Consider the following 17,476-nt stretch of genomic DNA (forward strand, 5'->3'; position numbering starts at 1 on the left):
AAGTTATGCCTGATGACTATAGCAAGTTGGTACCACCCCTTCCCATCCCGAACAGGACCGTGAAACGACTTCGCGCCGATGATAGTGCTGCAACCAGTGTGAAAGTAGGTCATCGTCAGGCTTGTTACTCCCAAGAACCCTCGTTACGCAAGTAGCGAGGGTTTTTGCTTTGCGCGTTCGATTCTTTTTTTCTCTCCTAGCGGAGTGAATTCTGCTGTGTTGTGATTGCGGGCATTCGCGGCCAAGTGCGGTTCGGATGAGGGCAAAACAGGTTTGAACAGCACGAGAACCGATGCTCTGCGCTCATTCAGGCCGGTGCCAAGCGCAGTTCGCCCACCAACTAGCGCAGCGAGGACAGTTGCTACTGCCAACGCCTCCTGCTGACGAACAAGGTCTGTTCTTAGTTTTATTCACAGGCGAAAATGGTTTCCCTCGCCGCTGTGCAGTTTTTTATACACAGGCATTTAAGATTTGAAGCACTCAATCGGCCGCAAAACCGCGTGGCACACCACTGCTGGAAATCCAAACCTTAGATTTATGCACAGCCTGCGTCAACAGCGCCGGCAGCAGTTAATTTATGCACAGGTAAAAATCTAAGGGTGGGAAGGAAGTCACACGCCGATATGCAACAGCAGGCAATGGCAGTGCGCCCTCATCTTTCCCGAACAACAGACAATAAAAAAGCCGGCATAGCCGGCTTTTTCATTTTCAGCAGTACAAGCTCAGGTCATCAGAACTTGTAAGCCACACGTGCCACGGCAAAGTTCACGCCGCCGTTGGGCTGCTTGATGCCACCGTTGGAGAAGTGCTGCAGGCGGATGCCCAGGTCCAGGCCATTGCTGAACACATAGCCGGCGCCCACGTGGTCACCGAACTGGAAGGCAGTCGACAGCACCTTGTCGTTGTTGCGGTAGAGCTTGGAGAACAGGTGCACGCCGATGCCGGCTTCGCCGTAGAAGCCCTTGCCATCGTCACGCTGGAAGCGCAGCACCGGGGTCAGGCCCAGGTCGACCAGGTTGCCGCTGCTGCTGGTGTTGTTGTAGTGGTTCATGCGCCAGTTCGCCAGCGACAGATCCCAGTAGCCACCGATGTGGGTGCCGTTGGACTGCCAGAAATTCCAGTTCGGGCCCCAGTTGAACTGGGCACCGATACGGGCCAGCTGGGTGCTGTTGCCGGTACCGTATTCCAGCGACATGCCGTCGATGGCATAGCTGGGCGACTGGATGGCAATGGCGGCGACGCCAGCAAAAGCGATCTTGGCGACCAGGCTCTTCATTTTAGTCATGGATTCTCTTTCAGCGCGTAAAGTGTTTTGAAGGATCTTTGCTTGTATTCGGCGCGGCGCCAGGGCATCCGCGAGGACGCGATATTCTCTCATAATCGTCACAAATGCATACTCGCGTGAAAGATTCTGCCGCGTCCTTACCACAGACAGCTTCCAGCCTCAGGGACGATAGCTGTACTCAAGTCTTCCCGGAACCGCCACACGGATGGCCAGCACATGGCCGGACAGGGGATATTGCGCCAGCTCCGCATCGCTGCGGCCATTGCGCCCCGTGGTGATGAAGAGCGTGCGCAGATCCTCGCCACCGAAAGCCACCATGGTCGGGCATCGCGCCGGCAGCCGGATCTCCTGCAGGATCTCCCCTTGCGGCGAGAGCCGCAACACCCGGCCCCCTTCAAACATTGCGCACCAGTAAGCGCCTTCACTATCGACCGCCGCACCATCGGGCCGGCCGCCATAGTCGGGCGCGCTCTTGTCGCTGTCGAACTGACGCAGCAGACGGCATTGGCTGGTCTGGCCCGTGGCGAGATCATAGTCATAGACATTGATGCGGTGTGCCGGCGTATTGGCGTGATACATCAGGCGCTGGTCCGGGCTGAAGGCCACGCCATTGGATGTCACCACCGCATGATGCGCATCGCGCAGCGCATTGCGCTCGAAGCAGTAGAGCGTGCCGCCATCGCGGTCACGCGGCTCATAGATGGTGCCGCACCAGAAGCGGCCGGCAGCATCGCAGCGGCCATCATTGAAACGAATGCGCGCCGTATCGTAGGGCGCCTCCAGCAGCAAGGACAGTGCGCCATTGCCGGTATTGAGATGGAACATGCCCGTGCGCAACGCCACCACCAGCCCGCCCTGGGCGTGCTTGACGATGCTGCCGGGTTCTTCCGGCATATCCCAGCGCTGATGCTGCTGCGTACCCAACACCAGCTTGTGCACTGCCTTGCCTGGAATGTCGATCCAGTACAGCGCACCTTCCTCGGCGTGCCACAAGGGCGATTCACCGAGCAGCATCGGTTCGGAAGTCACGGGAGTGAGCGTGTCGGCAGAAAACGCCGGAGATGCCTGGGACATGAGCTTGCCTGTAAGCATGAATGAGGAAGCGCTCATTATGCCGCGAGCCTTCCTTTTGATAAACCTGATCCGCAACAGCGATGGAAGACGGACCGCTGCGATTCCGAAAAGAAAAAACGGCATGCGTGCAGCATGCCGTCCGACGTACCTGAGCGCTCGCTCCTCCGGGGCCGCGTGGCACCCGAACGGCAAACGCTGTTCAATCACCAGCTCAGTTGGACCATCCACCATCAATCATGTGGATCGATCCGGTGGTGAAGTTGGACTCGTCCGAGGCCAGGTACAGCGCCAAGGCCGCCACTTCCTCGGCCTTGCCGATGCGGCCCATGGGCTGGCGCGCCACGAAGGCGGCGCGTACTTCGTCTTCGCTCTTGCCGGTTTCCTTGGCTTGCGTGCTGATGCGCTGATTCAGCGAGGGCGATTCAATGGTGCCCGGGCAGATCGCATTGCAACGGATGCCCTGCGCCACGAAGTCCGCCGCCACCGACTTGGTCAGTCCCACCACGGCCGCCTTGGAGGCGCCATAGGCAAAGCGATTGGCCACGCCCTTCACGCTCGAGGCCGCCGAGGCGATGTTGACGATGGAGCCCGCCTTCTTGGCCAGCATGCCCGGCAGCACCGCGCGGATGGTGTGGAACATGGCCTTGGCATTGAGGTTGAAGGAAAAGTCCCAGGCCTTGTCATCGCACTCCAGGATGTTGCCCGCCGCCACATAACCGGCGCAGTTGAAGAGGACATCGACGCTGCCGACCTTGGCCACCAGCGCCTTGATGGCGGCGTCATCGGTCACATCCAGCAGATGTGTTTCCACGCCGGCGATCGACGCCAGTTCATCCAGATGCGTCTTGCTGATGTCGGTAGCGATCACGCGCGCACCTTCGCGCGCAAACAGTTCGGTCGAGGCGCGGCCAATGCCTTGGGCTGCAGCGGTGATGAGGACGGTCTTGCCGGCGAGGCGGCCAGTGGATGCGGACATGCTTGTTCCTTTGCGATTAAACGAGTTTGCGGTTGGCCAGGTTCTTGTACAGCGCGGTGAGCCCGAAGGTCCACGGTGCGGTCTGGTCGCTGAAGTTGACCGTGTTCACCAGCGCGCCCAGCTTCGGGGTGGAGATCGTCACGATATCGGCGACCTGGTGGGTGAAGCCCTGGCCGGGACCGAAACGGTCCTGGGTCGGTGCGAACATGGTCCCCAAAAACAGCACCAGACCATCCGGATACTGGTGATTGGGACCGATCGCATGTTCCACCAGCTGCAGCGGATCGCGGCTGATCATGGACATGGAGCTGCTGCCCTTGAGCGTGAAGCCTTCCGTGCCATCGACCCGCATTGTAAGTTCGGCGCGGCGCACGTCGTCAATTGAAAAGTTTGCGTCGAACAGGCGAATGAAAGGCCCGACCGCACAAGACGCATTGTTGTCCTTGGCCTTGCCCAGCAGCAGGGCACTGCGGCCTTCGAAGTCGCGCAGGTTCACATCATTGCCCAGGGTCGCACCGACTACCTTGCCGCGGCTGTTGATGGCCAGCACGATTTCCGGCTCGGGATTGTTCCACGCCGACTTGGGGTGAATTCCCACCTCATCGCCCAGGCCCACAGACGACATTGGCTGTGCCTTGGTGAAGATTTCCGCATCCGGGCCGATGCCCACCTCCAGGTACTGCGACCACACGCCTTGCTCCAGCAGCACTTCCTTGAGGCGCGCAGCTTCCGGTGAGCCCGGCACCACGCTGGAGAGGTTGTCGCCGATCACGGCCGTTATCGCCTTGCGCACCGACTCGGCCTTGCCGGCGTCGCCGCGTGCCTGTTCCTCGATCACGCGTTCCAGCATGCTGGCCACGAAGGTCACGCCGCTGGCCTTGACGGCCTGCAGGTCGATGGGCGCGAGCAGCCAGGGCCGCGAGGTATCACGGCGGGCGGCGTCGGCATTGTCCAGCAACTCCTGCAAGGTGGCGATGCGGCTCATGTTGGTGGCCGCGCGCACGGCAGCGGCGGGGTCGTCCAGCTCCAGCAGTTCGCTGGAGGTGGCGGCGATGAGCGTGAGGTCATACGCACCGTCGGCATCGATCCTCACCAGCACCGGACCCACGCCGGGTTGCCAGAGCCGTCCGATCAGCGTGGCCTGCGCGTGGTCTTCAGGCAGGTGGGCCTGGAGCGAAAAAGTGTGTGCCATGTTCTTGGTTCCTTATGTTGGAGGCGGGCCCGGACTACACGGGAAGCGGGCGTCGCCACGATCTTGGGTTCTGCAAGGGGAGACTGACTGCGGGCGAAACATCCTCCTCTTCGTGGATGCCCGAAGGCAAGGATGCTTGGCCGGCAGCCCGTATTACGTGAGCCGGGCCAGCGTAATACGGATCGGCATGGTTCGCTGCGGATGACATTAGCCCAGCCGCAGCCGGGCCTTGATGATCTGCATCAGCATCAGGTGTAGACGCCGATGTGCCAGGGCACGAATTCATCTTGCCCGTAGCCATGCAGCTCGCTCTTGGTCTTCTTGCCGGAGGCGGTATCGAGAATCATCTGGAAGAAGCGCTGGCCGATCTCCTGCGGGGTGACATTGCCGTCGGCAATTTCGCCGCAGTTGATATCCATGTCTTCTTCCTGGCGTTGCCACAGCGCCGTATTGGTGGCCAGCTTGAGCGAAGGCGCCGGAGCGCAGCCATAGGCCGAACCGCGGCCTGTGGTGAAGCAGATCATGTTGGCGCCGCCCGCGACCTGGCCGGTGGCCGAGATCGGGTCGTAGCCCGGCGTATCCATGAAGACGAAGCCGCGCGCGGTCACGGTTTCCGCATACTTGTAGACATCGACCAGGTTGGTGGTGCCACCCTTGGCCACCGCGCCCAGCGATTTTTCCAGGATGGTGGTCAAGCCACCGGCCTTGTTGCCCGCCGACGGATTGTTGTTCATCTCGGCATCGTTCTTGGCGCAATACTCCTCCCACCAGGCGATGCGGGCCAGCAGCTTTTCACCGACTTCCGGCGAGACCGCACGGCGGGTGAGCAGGTGTTCGGCACCATAGATTTCGGGTGTCTCCGAAAGAATGGCCGTACCGCCATGCCGCACCAGCAAGTCCACCGCAGCACCCAGTGCCGGGTTGGCGGTGATGCCCGAATAGCCATCCGAACCGCCGCACTGCAGGCCCAGCGTCAGGTGCTTGGCCGATACCGGCTCGCGCTTGATGTCGTTGGCCTTGGGCAGCATCTTCTTGATCTTCTCGATCCCCAGCGCCACGGTCTTGGCGGTGCCGCCGGTACCCTGGATGGTGAAGGTGTGGAAGTATTCGCCTTCCTTCAGGTTGTGGCTTTCCATCAGGCCCGAGATCTGGTTGGTCTCGCAGCCCAGGCCCACTACCAGCACGGCGGCGAAGTTGGGATGGGTGGCGTAGCCGGCCAGCGTGCGGCGCAGGATCTGCAGCGGCTCGCCTTGCGAATCCAGCGCGCAGCCCTGGCCGTGGGTCAGCGCCACCACGCCATCGATGTTGGGATAGTCAGCCAGCACTTCAGGGTGGATGTCGCGGCGGAAGTAATCGGCAATGGCACGCGCCGCGGTGGCCGAGCAGTTCACCGAGGTCAGCACGCCGATGTAGTTGCGCGTGGCCACGCGGCCATCGGGGCGCACGATGCCCATGAAGGTGGCCGGCTCGGCGACGAAATCGACCGGCTTCACGTCCGCGCCGAAATGGTGTTCACGCGAGAACTCGGCCATGGCCAGGTTGTGCGTGTGCACGTGCTGGCCGGGCGCGATGTCCTGGCTGGCCGTGCCGATGATCTGGCCATAGCGCTTGACCGGCTCGCCGGTAGCGATGGCGCGGGTGGCCATCTTGTGGCCGGCGGGGATGAGGCCCTGGACCTTGAGGCCGCCTTCGTCCTGCAGCACGGTGCCGGAGATGAGCTGCTGGCGGGCGATGACGACATCATCGACCGGGTTCAGGCGGATGACGGGAGAGTTGGCTTTCATGTTGGTCTCGGAGTTCGTGGATGCTGCAGGCTGGCCGCGCAGGCGGCGGGCGCATGCCGCGCTGGCGGGCGCGGCATGCCGGAAACGGCGGTCTTACTTGGGCGCGAACTGCGCCAGGTCAGGCATGGGGCTGCCGACCCATTGCTGGTAGATGCCGGGCAGCTTGCCATTCTTGAGGTTGGCGGTGATCCATTCGTTGAGCCACTTTTCCAGTGCCGGCTCGCCCTTGCGCAGGCCGATGGCATAGGGGATATCCTTGATGGCGAACTTGGTTTCCAGGTTCTTGGACGGGTTCTGCTTGGCAATGGCCGAGGCCAGCGAATTGGGTGTGCACAGGGCATCGACCTGGCCCGAGATGATGGCCGCAGTCACGGTGGCATCATCATCGAAGCGCACGATGTTGGTCCCCTTCGGCGCCAGCGGGGTCAGCAGCGAATCCTGCATGTTGCCGCGAACCACGGCCACGCGCTTGCCGACCAGGTCATTGAGGCCCTTGATGTTCTCGCCCTTGGGCGCGGCCACCACGAACTGCGAGGCGCCATAGGGCTGGGTGAAGGCCACCACCTTCTGGCGTTCCGGCGTGATCGAGAAGGACGAGATCACCATGTCGGCCTTGCCGGTCATCAGGAAGGGAATGCGGTTGGGGCCGGTGACCTGCACGATCTCCAGTTCCACCCCCATGTCCTTGGCCAGCAGGCGTGCGGTTTCCACATCCGAGCCCTGCGGCTCCAGCTTGGCGTTGGTCATGCCGAAGGGCGGCGCGCCGAGGTCGATGGCGATCAGCACCTTCTTGCGGGCCTTGATGTCGGCCAGGGCATCGGCATGCGCGGCCTGGGCAAAACAAGCCAGGCCCAGCACGACGGCGGCGGCCTTCCTGGTGAAGTTGAACAGTTTTTTCATTGATGTCTCCTGGGTGATTGTAGGGATACTGCTGACAACAAAATCCATACAAGATGGATATGCGATCTTTTACAGATCGCTTGATACGAACTTCTGCAACTCGGCGGTCTTCGGGTTGCTGAAGAGTTCGTCGGGCGGACCGATCTCCCACACCTGGCCCTGGTGCATGAACACCAGCACATCGGCCAGCTTGCGGGCAAAGGCCATCTCGTGCGTGACCAGCACCATGGTCATGCCGCCACGGGCCAGGTCTTCCATGACCTTCAGCACTTCGGCGGTCAGCTCCGGATCCAGTGCCGAGGTCACTTCGTCGAACAGCATCAGTTCCGGTGCCATGGCCAGCGAGCGCGCAATCGCCACGCGCTGCGCCTGGCCGCCCGAGAGCTGCTCGGGGTAGGCTTCCTTCTTGTTCTCCAGACCCACCAGCTGCAGTACCTTGTGGGCGATCTTCTTCGCCTCTTCGGTCGACATCTTCTTGATGGTCGTCAGCGCCAGCGTGATGTTGCGCTCCACCGTCAGGTGCGGGAACAGGTTGTAGCTCTGGAAGACGATGCCGACCTGCTTGCGCAATTCGCGCAGGTTCAGCTTGTCCGGATGATGAATATCATGTCCGCATACATGGATGTTGCCGCCATCGACTTTCTCCAGGCCGTTCAGGCAACGCAGCAGCGTGCTTTTGCCCGAACCGCTCTTGCCGATGATGGCCACCATTTGGCCCTTCTGCACATCCAGCGAGACACCGTTCAATACCTTGTTGCTGCCGAAGCTCTTGTGCAGATCATTGATCTTAACGATGGCTGACATTCAATTTCCTTTCAAAGTGCTTGGACAGCGCCGACAGCGGGAAGCACAGGCAAAAATAGATGAGTGCGACGCAGCCGAACACGGTGAACGGCTGGAAGGTCGAGTTGTTGATGATCTGGCCGGCGCGCGAGAGATCGACAAAGCCGATCACCGATGCCAGCGAGGTGTTCTTGACGATCTGCACCATGAAGCCCACCGTCGGTGGCGTGGCGATCTTGACCGCCTGCGGCAGGATCACTTTGGTGAGCTGTTCGAAGCGGTTGAAGCCCAGGCATTCCGAGGCTTCCCACTGGGTCTTGGGGACCGCCTGGATGCAGCCGCGCCAGATCTCGCCGAGGAAGGCGGCGCAGTAGATCGCAAAGGAGATCCCGGCTGCCACCAGCGGGGTGAGCTTGAAGCCGGCGATGGCCAGCCCGAAGTAGGCCACGAACAGGATCACCAGCAGCGGGATGCCTTGCACCACCTGGATGTAGGTACTGGCCAGGCCGCGCAGGAAAGCATTGGGCGAGACCCGCCACAAAGCGATCACGAAGCCGGCTACACCGCCGAAGACGAAGGCTACCAGCGACAGCACCACGGTCCAGACCGCCGCTTGCAACAGGTACTCCACGTGCAGGAAACTGAATGCGTTCATCGCGCCTCCTTACAGGTTGGTGCCAAGCTTGCGCTTGCGCACGAAGGCCATCTGGCTGATTGCCCAGAATGCGCCACGGAACAGGAAGGACAGAACGAGATACGCCACCGCGATGACCGCATACACCTCGAAGCTGCGGAAGGTTTCCGACTGCACCAGGTTGGCGGTGGCGGTCAGCTCTTCTGCCGAGATCTGCGAGGTGATGCTGGAGGCCAGCATCAAGAGGATGAACTGGCTGGTCAGCGAGGGATAGACGCGCTCCACCGCCGGCAGCAGCACCACGTGCCAGTACACGTGGAAGCGCGACATGCCCAGGCATTCGGCCGCCTCGATCTGGCCCGGATGGATGGAGTTGATGCCGGCGCGCATGATCTCGGTGGTGTAGGCGCCGACGTTGACGGTCAATGCAATGACGGCAGCGGTCTCGGCGGTGAGCTTCCAGCCGATGCTGGCCAGGCCGAAGAACACCAGGAACACCTGCACCAGCAGCGGCGTATTGCGGATGATCTCGACATAGGCCTGCACCAGGCCGCGCACCAGCGCCAGCCGGCTCTTGCCGGCAATGGCGCAGAGCGTGCCGACCACGAAGCCCAATGCAATGGACAGGGCCGAGAGCTGTATCGTCAGCCAGGCGCCCATCAAGAGGCGATCCCAGTTGGCGAACACGCTCATGAAATCGAAGGTGTAATTCATCGACGCTCCGTCCGGGCAGCATCAGGGCGAGGGGGATACAACAACATGAGGGTGGTCTCCTTTTCTGGTTTTCCTGGGGGCGGCCTCTTGTTGTGCGACGGTGAGGTCGGGGCCTTGGCATGATTGCCGTTACTGCTGCGCCTTGCGGCGCGCCTGGGTCCGGGCGGCGTGGCTACAGCGGCTTGACGCCACCCGGTCGCAAGGTCGATGGCACGTGCTGGATTCCATTGACCAGCGGTGCGCCGAAATCGGGAATGCTGATCTCGATGCTGTCACCATCTTCAGTGCGCACGCTGTAGGCGAAGGACAGGTTGGCCGCGCCCATGAAGTGCGCATGCACGTCGCCCGCATGCAGCAGGTGCGCATACTTGAAGGTGTGGTATTCGAGGTTCTCGATGGAGTGGCACATGTTGTCGGGTCCGGTCAGGAATTCCTGTTCCCAGATCACGCGGCCACGGCGACGGATGCGGGTCATGCCGGTCAGGTGCGCCGGTGGCAGGCCGACCAGCAGCTCCGGACCGAAGGCGCAGTGGCGCAGCTTGGAGTGGCCTTGGTACAGGTAATTGCGGCGTTCCATCACGTGATCCGAAAACTCGTTGCCGATGGCAAAACCGAGGCGGCGCGGACAGAGTGCGTCATCGATCAGGTAGAGCCCGACGATCTCCGGTTCTTCGCCGCCATCAAGGGCGAAATCAGGACGCGGCAAGGGCTGGCCGGGCGCGACGATGCAATGGCCATCGCCTTTGTAAAACCATTCAGGCTGAACGCCTACGCTGCCCGGCGCGGGGCGGCCACCGGCGATGCCCCACTCGATCATCAGTTGCGTATCGGTCTTGTCGAGCTCATCGCCTTCGATGCGGCGATGCATCTTGTCGCGCGTGGTGGCGCTGCCCAGGTGGGTGGTGCCTGCACCGGAGACGCGGCAGTGGGCCGGGTCGGGATGATCCAGCGGCGCCAGGATGCGCCCCTCGGCCAGGATGGCGGCATAGTCTTCGCACTGGTCGGTATTGAGCAGCTGGGCCAGGCGTTCCAGCCCGGTATTGCGCGCGATGGCCAGCAAGCCCAGCTCGCGCATGGTGCCGACCTCGCCCAATACCTGGATGCTGGCGCCATTGACGATACCCACCCGGCGTTGTCCATGCAGGTCGCGATATTGAATCAGCCTCACCAGGTCTCCTTTGCCGTCGTCGTCCACGTTGCCGCCGGTCAGGGGCGGTCAGGTATAAAAGGAGCGATGTGCAGAACAGGGGCTGCGATTCGCACGCGGCAGGAAACTGCCGCCAGGCGAAGCCACCTGTGGATCAATCTGCCCGTCGTCTCCTGAGCTTTTTTCACGCATCGCCGTGGGCAGGGGGCAGATGCGCTAGCATTGTGTTTTTTCCGGGACGACTATAAGAGGCTGAACCAAGGATGTCTAATGAGCTTAATTCATCGGGTGATAACCGACTCGACGAGGAGGGCGCGGCGGGCGGTGTGCTGCCTTCGGTCGGTTCCATCGTCAGCCGCCTGCGCTTTCGGCAGGTCGCGCTGCTGACGGCGCTCGACGAGCAGGGCTCCCTGCACAAGGCAGCCGAAGTGATGCACATGACCCAGCCGGCCGCCACCAAGGCCTTGCATGAAATGGAAGATGCCCTGGGCGTGACCCTGTTCGACCGCTCCCCGCGCGGGATCGAGGCCACCGAGCTGGGCCGCTGCGTGATCCGCTATGCGCGCCTGATCCAGAGCGACGTGGCCAACCTGCGCGAAGAATTGCAGAACATGATCAGCGGCCGCGGTGGCCGCTTGTCCATCGGCACCATCATGGGGGCGGCACCCTTCGTCACGCGGGCACTGTCGCGCCTGCGCGAGATCCAGCCGGACGTTTCCATCGAGATCAGCGAGGACACCAGTGCCCGCCAGCTGCTGCTGCTGGACCAGGGCCGTATCGACCTGATGATCGGGCGTTCCTCGGTCAGCTCGCAGCCCAACCTCTACCATTACGAAATGCTGCGCGGCGAGCCCATGTGCATCGTCAGCGGCATCGACCATCCGCTGGCCACGGCGCAGAAGGTGCGCCTGCAGGAGCTGGCCGACGCCTCCTGGATCCTCTATTCGAGCAACATGCCCATGCGCATCTGGATCGAGCATGAGTTCAAGCTGGAAGGCGTGAAGGTACCCGGCAACGTGATCGAGACCGCCTCCCCCTTCGTGACCATCACCCTGCTGGCGCAATCGAACATGGTGGCCGTGATGCCGCTGGACATCGCGCATTTCTTTGCCGCGCGCCAGATGCTGGGGATCCTGCCGGTCAACCTGAAGACCCGCATCGAGCATTACGGCATCGTCACGCGCAAGAACAGCACCCTGTCCTCGCTGGCCAAGATGTTCATCCAGATCCTGCGGCAGCAAAACTGAGCCAACGGCTGCGTTGCATTCCTGACGTTTTTTTACTGGCTAGGGTTTTTCCGGATGCCTTCAGGCGTGATTTTCCTGTTAGTGTTCGTCTGCGGTCGGGGTGGCCGCAGACTTTCCCTCAGAATCCGCTTTTTCCGGTTGGCCTTCATGAATTTGCGTCTTACGCGTGTGCGCGCGCGCCTTGCTGCTCTCGGTCCTGTTTCCCTGCCTGCCTCTGCTGCCCGTGCCGTGCTGGCCTCGCTTTGCGTGGGCGGCGCCTTGCTGCTGGCCGGCTGCGCCGCACAGAAGCCCGCGCCGCTCGATGAAGCTGCCCGGCAAGCCAAGCAGGCCAAGCTGGACCAGGCCCTGGCGCTGTTCTCGGCCAACCCGCCCGAAGGCTTGCCGGCTGGCTGGGAGCCGCTGGTGTTCACCCGCAAGAAGATTCCTACCGAATACCGCCTGGTGCAGGACAATGGCCGCAGCGTCCTGCACGCCTTTGCCGATCGCGCTTCATCCGGCCTGCGCCATGCGGTCGACATCGACATCAACAAGAAGCCCTGGCTGACCTGGAGCTGGAAGGCCGCCGGCCTGATTCCCACGGCCGATCTCACGCACCGGGAGACCGATGATTCGCCGGTGCGCATCGTGCTGGCCTTCGATGGCGACCACGACAAGCTCTCGCTGATGGATACCATCCTCTTCGATACGGCCAAGCTGTTGACCGGGCATGAGCTGCCCTATGCCACGCTGATGTACGTGTGGGATCCCAAAGCGCCGGTCGGCACGGTGATCGCCAATGGCCGCACCGGTCGCATCCAGATGCTGGTGGTGGAAAACGGTGCGGAGCACGTGGGGCAGTGGCGCAATTACCAGCGCAACGTCGCCGAAGACTATGAGCGTGCCTTCGGTGAAAAGCCCGGCCGCCTGATCGGCGTGGGCGTGCTCACCGATACCGACAATACGGTCCAGAAGATGCAAGCCTGGTACGGTGACATCCGCCTGATGCGCGATGCCCAGGCGGTTCCGGCCCCCTGAGCACTGAGCTGCTGCGGGCTCAGACCCCGCGCCACCAGGCGGCGACGTGGCCCCAGAAGCCCTTGGGGCCGGTCTCGAAGAGCCAGGGCTTTTCGCGCTTGAGCTTGTCCATCATGTCCTGCTCGGCCTTCTCCGAGACATTTCCATAGGCGCGCCCGAGTTTCAACAGGGTGCGCAGCGCCCCCAGCTTTTCCCGCGCCACCATGCCCGAGGCATGTTCGATGGCGATATGGGTCTCGCGCAATTCCTGCACCATCGCATGGGCCAGTTGCGAGGCCGGGGTCTTCAGGCGTTCCTGCACCACCGCGATATTGGTGGCGGACGCCTTGATCTGCGAGGCCAGCACGTCGATCTGCGTTTCATCGCCCTTGGCCTGCTTGATGATGGCGCCGGCCCAGGCGCGCGATGCATTGACCAGTTCCTCGGTGCCCCAGTCGTGGCGCACCGCAATCCAGAAACCGTAATTGGCCGCCTGTTCGATGAGGATCTGGACCACGTCCGGGAATTCCTTGTCCATCGCCCGGCGTGCCCAGGCGTATTGGCCCGAGAGCATCAGGTGCTGTACCGCCTCTTCGGTGAGGAAGTTGGTGTTCTCGGAGACCTTGGCCAGCAGGTAGCTGTCGAAGGAAGGTTTGACGAACCCCGAATCGATCTTGGTCGAGAGCCGCACGAAGTTGTGATAGTCGCGCTCCAGCGAGTCGTAGATATCATCCTTGAGGATGAGTTTGATCTGTTTCATGCGGCTTCCCCTCGGACCGTGTCCGATGTTGTTGTTGCGCCGGCAAGGCCATGCGGCGCGCCGGACGGGTTGTGATGACGCGGTGTCAATGCTGATGCTGCCAGGAAACTTGTTATCGGCAACTGTCGTGCCAAACTTTACGCCGCCCGTGCGGCAGGCACTTCAATAACTGCGCAAGCCATAGCGCTGCCGGGTTTCCCCGTCCGGCAACAATTGGTCGCGATACAGCGCCCAGGCCGGATCGGCCAGGATGGCGGTACTGGTCTTGCAGCCCTGGCAGAGCTGGGCATGCACACCCGCCACCACCGCTTCGAGGCCATTGGGATCGGTCACGTAGAACCAGGATTGCTGCTGGCCCTGGCTGAAGGCGGTGCCAGCGTAAATGCTGAGGGTCTTCTTGCCGATCGCGGCGGCCATCTGGTCGGACAGGGCTTCCAGCCGGTCCTGCTCGGCCAGCGCCGGCAAGCCGTCGGGCGTGCCCGGCGCATAGTTCACCCGCGTGACCACCACATATGGAAACCCGGACAGCGGGAAGCTGCGCCGCAGGCTCATGTCCAGCTTGACCACCTTGAGGCGATCGCCGCGCTGGGCCTGGTAGTTCCACCACTCCGGCTCAGGATCCTGCGCCAGCCCATGGCGCGCCAGCAGGAGCAGCAGGGTCAAGAGCAGGGCGCGTTTCATGGTCGCGTCGCCCGGTCAGCTGGCCAGCAAGGCCAGCAGCGCCAGCAGGGCGGGCAGGCCCTGGATGTAAAGGATGGAGCGTTTGGCGGTAAGTCCGCCGTAGATGCCGGCCACCAGCACGCAACTCACGAAGAAGATTTGCACCGCATGGTCGCCCCTGGCCAGGCTCCAGAACAGCCCGGCGGCGAGGAAACCGTTGTAGAGCCCCTGGTTGGCAGCCAGCACGCGGGTGGCTTCAGCGGCTTCGCGCGACTGGCGGAAGGTCTTCAGGCCCAGCGGCTTGGTCCACAGGAACATCTCCAGGATCAGGATCCAGACATGTTCGAGCGCAACCAGCAGGACCAGGATGGTAGCGAGCGTGTGCAAGGTTTCTCCCTGTTGTCGTTATGCGTTCCTGCCGCGCATTCCCGGCATGGCAGAGTGCGCCGGGCGGCGGGCTTTGGCGATCATGCCTGAAATGCGCCCGCGCGCCAATGCCTGGCACACCGCTGCCGCGCTTACTTCGGCTGCAGGAATTTCTCGGCCAGCCGCACCCAGTACGTGGCGCCGATGGGCAGCAGGTCGTCGTTGAAATCGTAGCTCGGGTTGTGCAGGTTGCACGGACCCAGGCCATGGCCCTGGTCACGGTGGCCACCATCGCCATTCCCGAGGAACACGTAGCAGCCCGGCTTGTGCTGCAGCATGAAGGCGAAGTCCTCCGCGCCCATGGTCGGTTCGGTGCGGGCGTCCACGTGGTCGGCACCGAATTGTTCCGTCAGCACCTCGACGGCGAAGGCGGTTTCCTCCGGATGGTTGATCAACGGCGGATAGTTGCGGTTGAAGCGGAAGTCGACCGTGGCATCGAAGGCGGCGGCGGTGTGCTCGGCGATCTCCTGCATGCGGCGTTCGATGAGGTCCAGCACCGGCAGGCTGAAGGTACGCACGGTACCGACCATCATGGCTTCGTCGGGGAGGACGTTGGTGGCGCTGCCGGTGTGGATCTGGGTGATCGACACCACCGCCGGATCATTCGGGTTGACGTTGCGTGACACGATGCTCTGCCAGGCCTGGGCGATGTGGACCGCCGTCATCACCGGATCGATGGCCTTGTGCGGCTGCGCCGCGTGCGAGCCACGGCCCTTGACGGTGACGTGGAACTCGTTGCTGGAGGCCATCTGCGGACCCGGCGTCACGCCGAAGTGCCCGGCCGGGATGCCGGGCCAGTTGTGCATGCCGAAGACGGCATCCATCGGGTACTTGTCGAACAGGCCATCCTGGATCATGCGCTCGGCGCCACGGCCGCCTTCTTCTGCGGGCTGGAAGATCACGTACACGGTGCCATCGAATTGGCCATGCTGCGCCAGGTAACGGGCCGCCCCCAGCAGCATGGCGGTATGGCCGTCATGGCCGCAGGCGTGCATCTTGCCGGGATGGCGCGAGGCATGGTCGAAGGTATTGATTTCGGACATGGGCAGCGCATCCATGTCGGCGCGCAGGCCGATGGCGCGCGGGCTGTCGCCCTTCTTGATGATGCCGACCACGCCCGTCACGCCCAGGCCGCGCACGACCGGAATCCCCCACTCGGTCAGCTTTTGCGCCACCACGTCGGCGGTGCGCACTTCTTCGTAACACAGCTCGGGATGGGCGTGGATGTCGCGGCGGATCTTCTGCAGGTCGGCGTGGAACTGGACGATGGGGTCGATGAGTTTCATGGGAGTCAGGTGCGCTGGCGTTGGTAACAAGTGTGCCTATCTTACCGCGCCTTGGCGGCACGGGAGCGCCTGTGCAATTTCGTTCAATACAGCGGCCGTGAGCCTGCCTAGCATGCGCATTTTTAACAGGGGCGCCGGGCAGGCGTCGACACACATGATGCTTTCTTCCGAATTCTTCCTGCTGGCGGGCGCGCACCTGCTGGCACTGGCCAGTCCCGGTCCGGATTTCCTCTTGCTGCTGCGGGGCAGCTTGCGCCATGGGCGCGCTTATGGGCTGGCTGCAGCCTTGGGGATTGCGCTGGCCAACGGACTCTACATCGCGCTGGCCATCGGCGGTTTCAGCCTGTTGCAGCGAGCGCCGCTGCTGCTGGCGGCCATGCAGTGGCTGGCGGCGTGCTACCTGGCCTGGCTGGGATGGGTCTTCTGGCGCGCCGGACGACCCCCGGCGGTCTTGCCTGATGCGGCAATGTCGACTGCCAAGGTCGCGCCATGGGCCGCATTGGGGACGGGGTTTCTATCGGCCGCACTCAACCCCAAGAATGGCGTGTTTTACTTCGGCCTGTTCACCGTCATCGTGTCCGCGCAGACCGGTGCGTCGACCAAGCTCTTCTATGGCATCTGGATGTTTGGGGCCGTGCTGGCCTGGGATGCGGGGCTGGTGTATTTCATCGCGCAGCAGCGCGTGATGCGGGCGCTCACACGCGCGCTGCCGCTCATTGAGCGGGGCGCGGGCTTGCTGTTGATGCTCGCTGCCGCAGCACTGGTGGCCAGCCGCAGCTAGGCGCGGCGATATTGCAGCGGTGTGGCCGCCACCCGCGACTTGAAGGCGCGATGGAAGTGGCTCTGGTCGGCAAAGCCGGTATCGAGCGCGGCATGGACGGTGCTGGCACCCTGCTGCAGCAGGGTGCGCGCCTGGCGGATCTTCATGTCCAGCTGCAGGGCATGCGGGGTCAGCCCGAAGCGGCGGCGGAACTGGCGGATCACCTGGTAGCGGCTGGTGCCGGCCAGTTCCGCCAGGGTCGCCAGCGAGACGCGGTCGCGGCAATGGGCCAGTAGGAAATCATGGGCACGCTGCAGGCCGTCGTCTTCGGGCGCATCGCCGTGCCGCGCGGGCGCGCAGGCATCGGCGCACGCGCGCATCACGTGCTGCAGGCAACGTATCACTTCGCGCTGCAGGTCGGGGTGGCCATGCTCCAGCGCATGCGTCATGCGGTCCAGCCATTGCAGTGCCTCCGGCGAACGCACGACCTGCGACGGCATGCGCGCCAGCAACCCGCATGTGGCCGGGGTTTGCGCCAGCAGGGCGGCCAGCCAGTTGGTGTCCAGATGGAACATGCGATAGCTCCAGCGCTGCAGGTCGGCCGGATTGCAGCTGTGCACATCGCCGGCCCGCACGAGGATCACGTCGCCAGGGAAAATGGGCTCGCTGCGATCGGCCAGCGTAAAGATGCTGTGCCCGGCGTCGACGATGCCGATGGAAAAACTGTCATGCGTATGCGGCGCATAGCAGGACAGGCTGCCGGTGGCGCGGCGGCCTTCTAAGAAGGGCAGGGCGGGAGGACGCCAGAAGTGCGGTGAAGGAGGCATGGCAGCACTACGGAAGAGTCGTGACGCG

Annotated in this window: 18 protein-coding genes and 1 rRNA gene; 4 read left to right on the forward strand and 15 right to left on the reverse strand. The window is 62.9% G+C overall.

Translation table 11 applies throughout. From position 1 onward, the window contains the following. Positions 1-8: 8 nt before the first annotated feature. A 5S ribosomal RNA gene (gene rrf, locus FYB76_RS04415) occupies positions 9-121 on the forward strand. Positions 122-730: 609 nt separating this feature from the next. Here rrf and FYB76_RS04420 read toward each other — a convergent pair. The 10 genes from FYB76_RS04420 to araD1 all read right to left on the reverse strand — a co-directional run bounded on the left by FYB76_RS04420 (position 731) and on the right by araD1 (position 10,510). Then, positions 731-1,285 carry an acyloxyacyl hydrolase gene (locus FYB76_RS04420; RefSeq protein WP_088755739.1) on the reverse strand — a complete coding sequence of 185 codons (555 nt, stop codon included), beginning with the start codon at positions 1,283-1,285 and terminating at the stop codon, positions 731-733. A gap of 159 nt (positions 1,286-1,444) precedes the next feature. Next, a complete protein-coding gene (locus FYB76_RS04425; RefSeq protein WP_154132822.1) occupies positions 1,445-2,395 on the reverse strand; it encodes an SMP-30/gluconolactonase/LRE family protein in 951 nt (316 codons plus the stop codon). Positions 2,396-2,570: 175 nt separating this feature from the next. Further along, positions 2,571-3,335 (reverse strand): SDR family oxidoreductase, encoded by a 765-nt coding sequence (locus FYB76_RS04430; protein WP_154132823.1) that lies wholly within the window; start codon positions 3,333-3,335, stop codon positions 2,571-2,573. A gap of 16 nt (positions 3,336-3,351) precedes the next feature. Beyond that, positions 3,352-4,527, reverse strand: coding sequence for a fumarylacetoacetate hydrolase family protein (locus FYB76_RS04435; RefSeq protein WP_154132824.1), 1,176 nt, complete (start codon positions 4,525-4,527; stop codon positions 3,352-3,354). A 248-nt stretch (positions 4,528-4,775) separates the two neighbouring features. Beyond that, positions 4,776-6,311: a UxaA family hydrolase gene (locus FYB76_RS04440; RefSeq protein ID WP_154132825.1), complete on the reverse strand. Its 1,536-nt coding sequence runs from the start codon at positions 6,309-6,311 to the stop codon at positions 4,776-4,778. A gap of 93 nt (positions 6,312-6,404) precedes the next feature. Then, positions 6,405-7,211, reverse strand: coding sequence for a transporter substrate-binding domain-containing protein (locus FYB76_RS04445; protein ID WP_039786863.1), 807 nt, complete (start codon positions 7,209-7,211; stop codon positions 6,405-6,407). 69 nt (positions 7,212-7,280) lie between these two features. Then, a complete protein-coding gene (locus tag FYB76_RS04450) occupies positions 7,281-8,015 on the reverse strand; it encodes an amino acid ABC transporter ATP-binding protein (protein WP_034333235.1) in 735 nt (244 codons plus the stop codon). Then, positions 7,999-8,649: an amino acid ABC transporter permease gene (locus tag FYB76_RS04455; RefSeq protein WP_088755734.1), complete on the reverse strand. Its 651-nt coding sequence runs from the start codon at positions 8,647-8,649 to the stop codon at positions 7,999-8,001. Before FYB76_RS04455 ends, FYB76_RS04450 begins: the two co-directional genes overlap by 17 nt. Positions 8,650-8,658: 9 nt before the next feature. After that, entirely contained in the window at positions 8,659-9,342 is a 684-nt protein-coding gene (locus tag FYB76_RS04460; protein WP_088755733.1) for an amino acid ABC transporter permease, read from the reverse strand. A gap of 172 nt (positions 9,343-9,514) precedes the next feature. Beyond that, complete coding sequence (araD1, locus tag FYB76_RS04465; RefSeq protein ID WP_088755758.1) at positions 9,515-10,510, reverse strand: AraD1 family protein; 996 nt, start codon at positions 10,508-10,510, stop codon at positions 9,515-9,517. 242 nt (positions 10,511-10,752) lie between these two features. Here araD1 and FYB76_RS04470 point away from each other — a divergent pair, with 242 nt between their 5' ends. Further along, positions 10,753-11,736 (forward strand): LysR family transcriptional regulator, encoded by a 984-nt coding sequence (locus FYB76_RS04470; protein ID WP_088755732.1) that lies wholly within the window; start codon positions 10,753-10,755, stop codon positions 11,734-11,736. Positions 11,737-11,964: 228 nt separating this feature from the next. Further along, a complete protein-coding gene (locus FYB76_RS04475; protein ID WP_088755757.1) occupies positions 11,965-12,750 on the forward strand; it encodes a DUF3047 domain-containing protein in 786 nt (261 codons plus the stop codon). 19 nt (positions 12,751-12,769) lie between these two features. On the opposite strand, the gene FYB76_RS04480 is transcribed toward FYB76_RS04475, so the two are convergent. From FYB76_RS04480 to FYB76_RS04495, 4 genes are all read right to left on the reverse strand, one after another. Continuing rightward, positions 12,770-13,489: a DUF4088 domain-containing protein gene (locus FYB76_RS04480; protein ID WP_088755731.1), complete on the reverse strand. Its 720-nt coding sequence runs from the start codon at positions 13,487-13,489 to the stop codon at positions 12,770-12,772. Positions 13,490-13,651: 162 nt separating this feature from the next. Further along, positions 13,652-14,170, reverse strand: a complete 519-nt coding sequence (locus FYB76_RS04485) for a DUF695 domain-containing protein (protein WP_154132827.1) — start codon at positions 14,168-14,170, stop codon at positions 13,652-13,654. A 15-nt stretch (positions 14,171-14,185) separates the two neighbouring features. Then, positions 14,186-14,536, reverse strand: a complete 351-nt coding sequence (locus FYB76_RS04490; protein ID WP_088755729.1) for a DUF1304 domain-containing protein — start codon at positions 14,534-14,536, stop codon at positions 14,186-14,188. Between the two features lie 131 nt (positions 14,537-14,667). Continuing rightward, complete coding sequence (locus tag FYB76_RS04495) at positions 14,668-15,861, reverse strand: M20 aminoacylase family protein (RefSeq protein ID WP_154132828.1); 1,194 nt, start codon at positions 15,859-15,861, stop codon at positions 14,668-14,670. 154 nt (positions 15,862-16,015) lie between these two features. Between FYB76_RS04495 and FYB76_RS04500 the strand changes: the two genes are divergently transcribed. Beyond that, positions 16,016-16,642 (forward strand): LysE family translocator, encoded by a 627-nt coding sequence (locus FYB76_RS04500; RefSeq protein WP_229296874.1) that lies wholly within the window; start codon positions 16,016-16,018, stop codon positions 16,640-16,642. Here FYB76_RS04500 and FYB76_RS04505 read toward each other — a convergent pair. Beyond that, positions 16,639-17,448 carry an AraC family transcriptional regulator gene (locus tag FYB76_RS04505; RefSeq protein ID WP_154132829.1) on the reverse strand — a complete coding sequence of 270 codons (810 nt, stop codon included), beginning with the start codon at positions 17,446-17,448 and terminating at the stop codon, positions 16,639-16,641. The genes FYB76_RS04500 and FYB76_RS04505 overlap by 4 nt on opposite strands. Positions 17,449-17,476 lie beyond the last annotated feature (28 nt).

Source organism: Herbaspirillum sp. CAH-3 (assembly GCF_009668275.1).
Classification (GTDB): Bacteria; Pseudomonadota; Gammaproteobacteria; order Burkholderiales; family Burkholderiaceae_D; genus Herbaspirillum; species Herbaspirillum aquaticum.

What these genes read in the sequence shown, in the direction of transcription:
- FYB76_RS04420 (WP_088755739.1), bottom strand. Translation starts at nt 1,285, where the DNA reads ATGACTAAAATGAAGAGCCTGGTCGCCAAGATCGCTTTTGCTGGCGTC.
- FYB76_RS04495 (WP_154132828.1), bottom strand. Translation starts at nt 15,861, where the DNA reads ATGAAACTCATCGACCCCATCGTCCAGTTCCACGCCGACCTGCAGAAG.
- FYB76_RS04430 (WP_154132823.1), bottom strand. Translation starts at nt 3,335, where the DNA reads ATGTCCGCATCCACTGGCCGCCTCGCCGGCAAGACCGTCCTCATCACC.
- FYB76_RS04440 (WP_154132825.1), bottom strand. Translation starts at nt 6,311, where the DNA reads ATGAAAGCCAACTCTCCCGTCATCCGCCTGAACCCGGTCGATGATGTC.
- FYB76_RS04480 (WP_088755731.1), bottom strand. Translation starts at nt 13,489, where the DNA reads ATGAAACAGATCAAACTCATCCTCAAGGATGATATCTACGACTCGCTG.
- FYB76_RS04425 (WP_154132822.1), bottom strand. Translation starts at nt 2,395, where the DNA reads ATGAGCGCTTCCTCATTCATGCTTACAGGCAAGCTCATGTCCCAGGCA.
- FYB76_RS04500 (WP_229296874.1), top strand. Translation starts at nt 16,016, where the DNA reads ATGATGCTTTCTTCCGAATTCTTCCTGCTGGCGGGCGCGCACCTGCTG.
- FYB76_RS04460 (WP_088755733.1), bottom strand. Translation starts at nt 9,342, where the DNA reads ATGAATTACACCTTCGATTTCATGAGCGTGTTCGCCAACTGGGATCGC.
- FYB76_RS04445 (WP_039786863.1), bottom strand. Translation starts at nt 7,211, where the DNA reads ATGAAAAAACTGTTCAACTTCACCAGGAAGGCCGCCGCCGTCGTGCTG.
- FYB76_RS04455 (WP_088755734.1), bottom strand. Translation starts at nt 8,649, where the DNA reads ATGAACGCATTCAGTTTCCTGCACGTGGAGTACCTGTTGCAAGCGGCG.
- FYB76_RS04470 (WP_088755732.1), top strand. Translation starts at nt 10,753, where the DNA reads ATGTCTAATGAGCTTAATTCATCGGGTGATAACCGACTCGACGAGGAG.
- FYB76_RS04450 (WP_034333235.1), bottom strand. Translation starts at nt 8,015, where the DNA reads ATGTCAGCCATCGTTAAGATCAATGATCTGCACAAGAGCTTCGGCAGC.
- FYB76_RS04485 (WP_154132827.1), bottom strand. Translation starts at nt 14,170, where the DNA reads ATGAAACGCGCCCTGCTCTTGACCCTGCTGCTCCTGCTGGCGCGCCAT.
- FYB76_RS04505 (WP_154132829.1), bottom strand. Translation starts at nt 17,448, where the DNA reads ATGCCTCCTTCACCGCACTTCTGGCGTCCTCCCGCCCTGCCCTTCTTA.
- FYB76_RS04435 (WP_154132824.1), bottom strand. Translation starts at nt 4,527, where the DNA reads ATGGCACACACTTTTTCGCTCCAGGCCCACCTGCCTGAAGACCACGCG.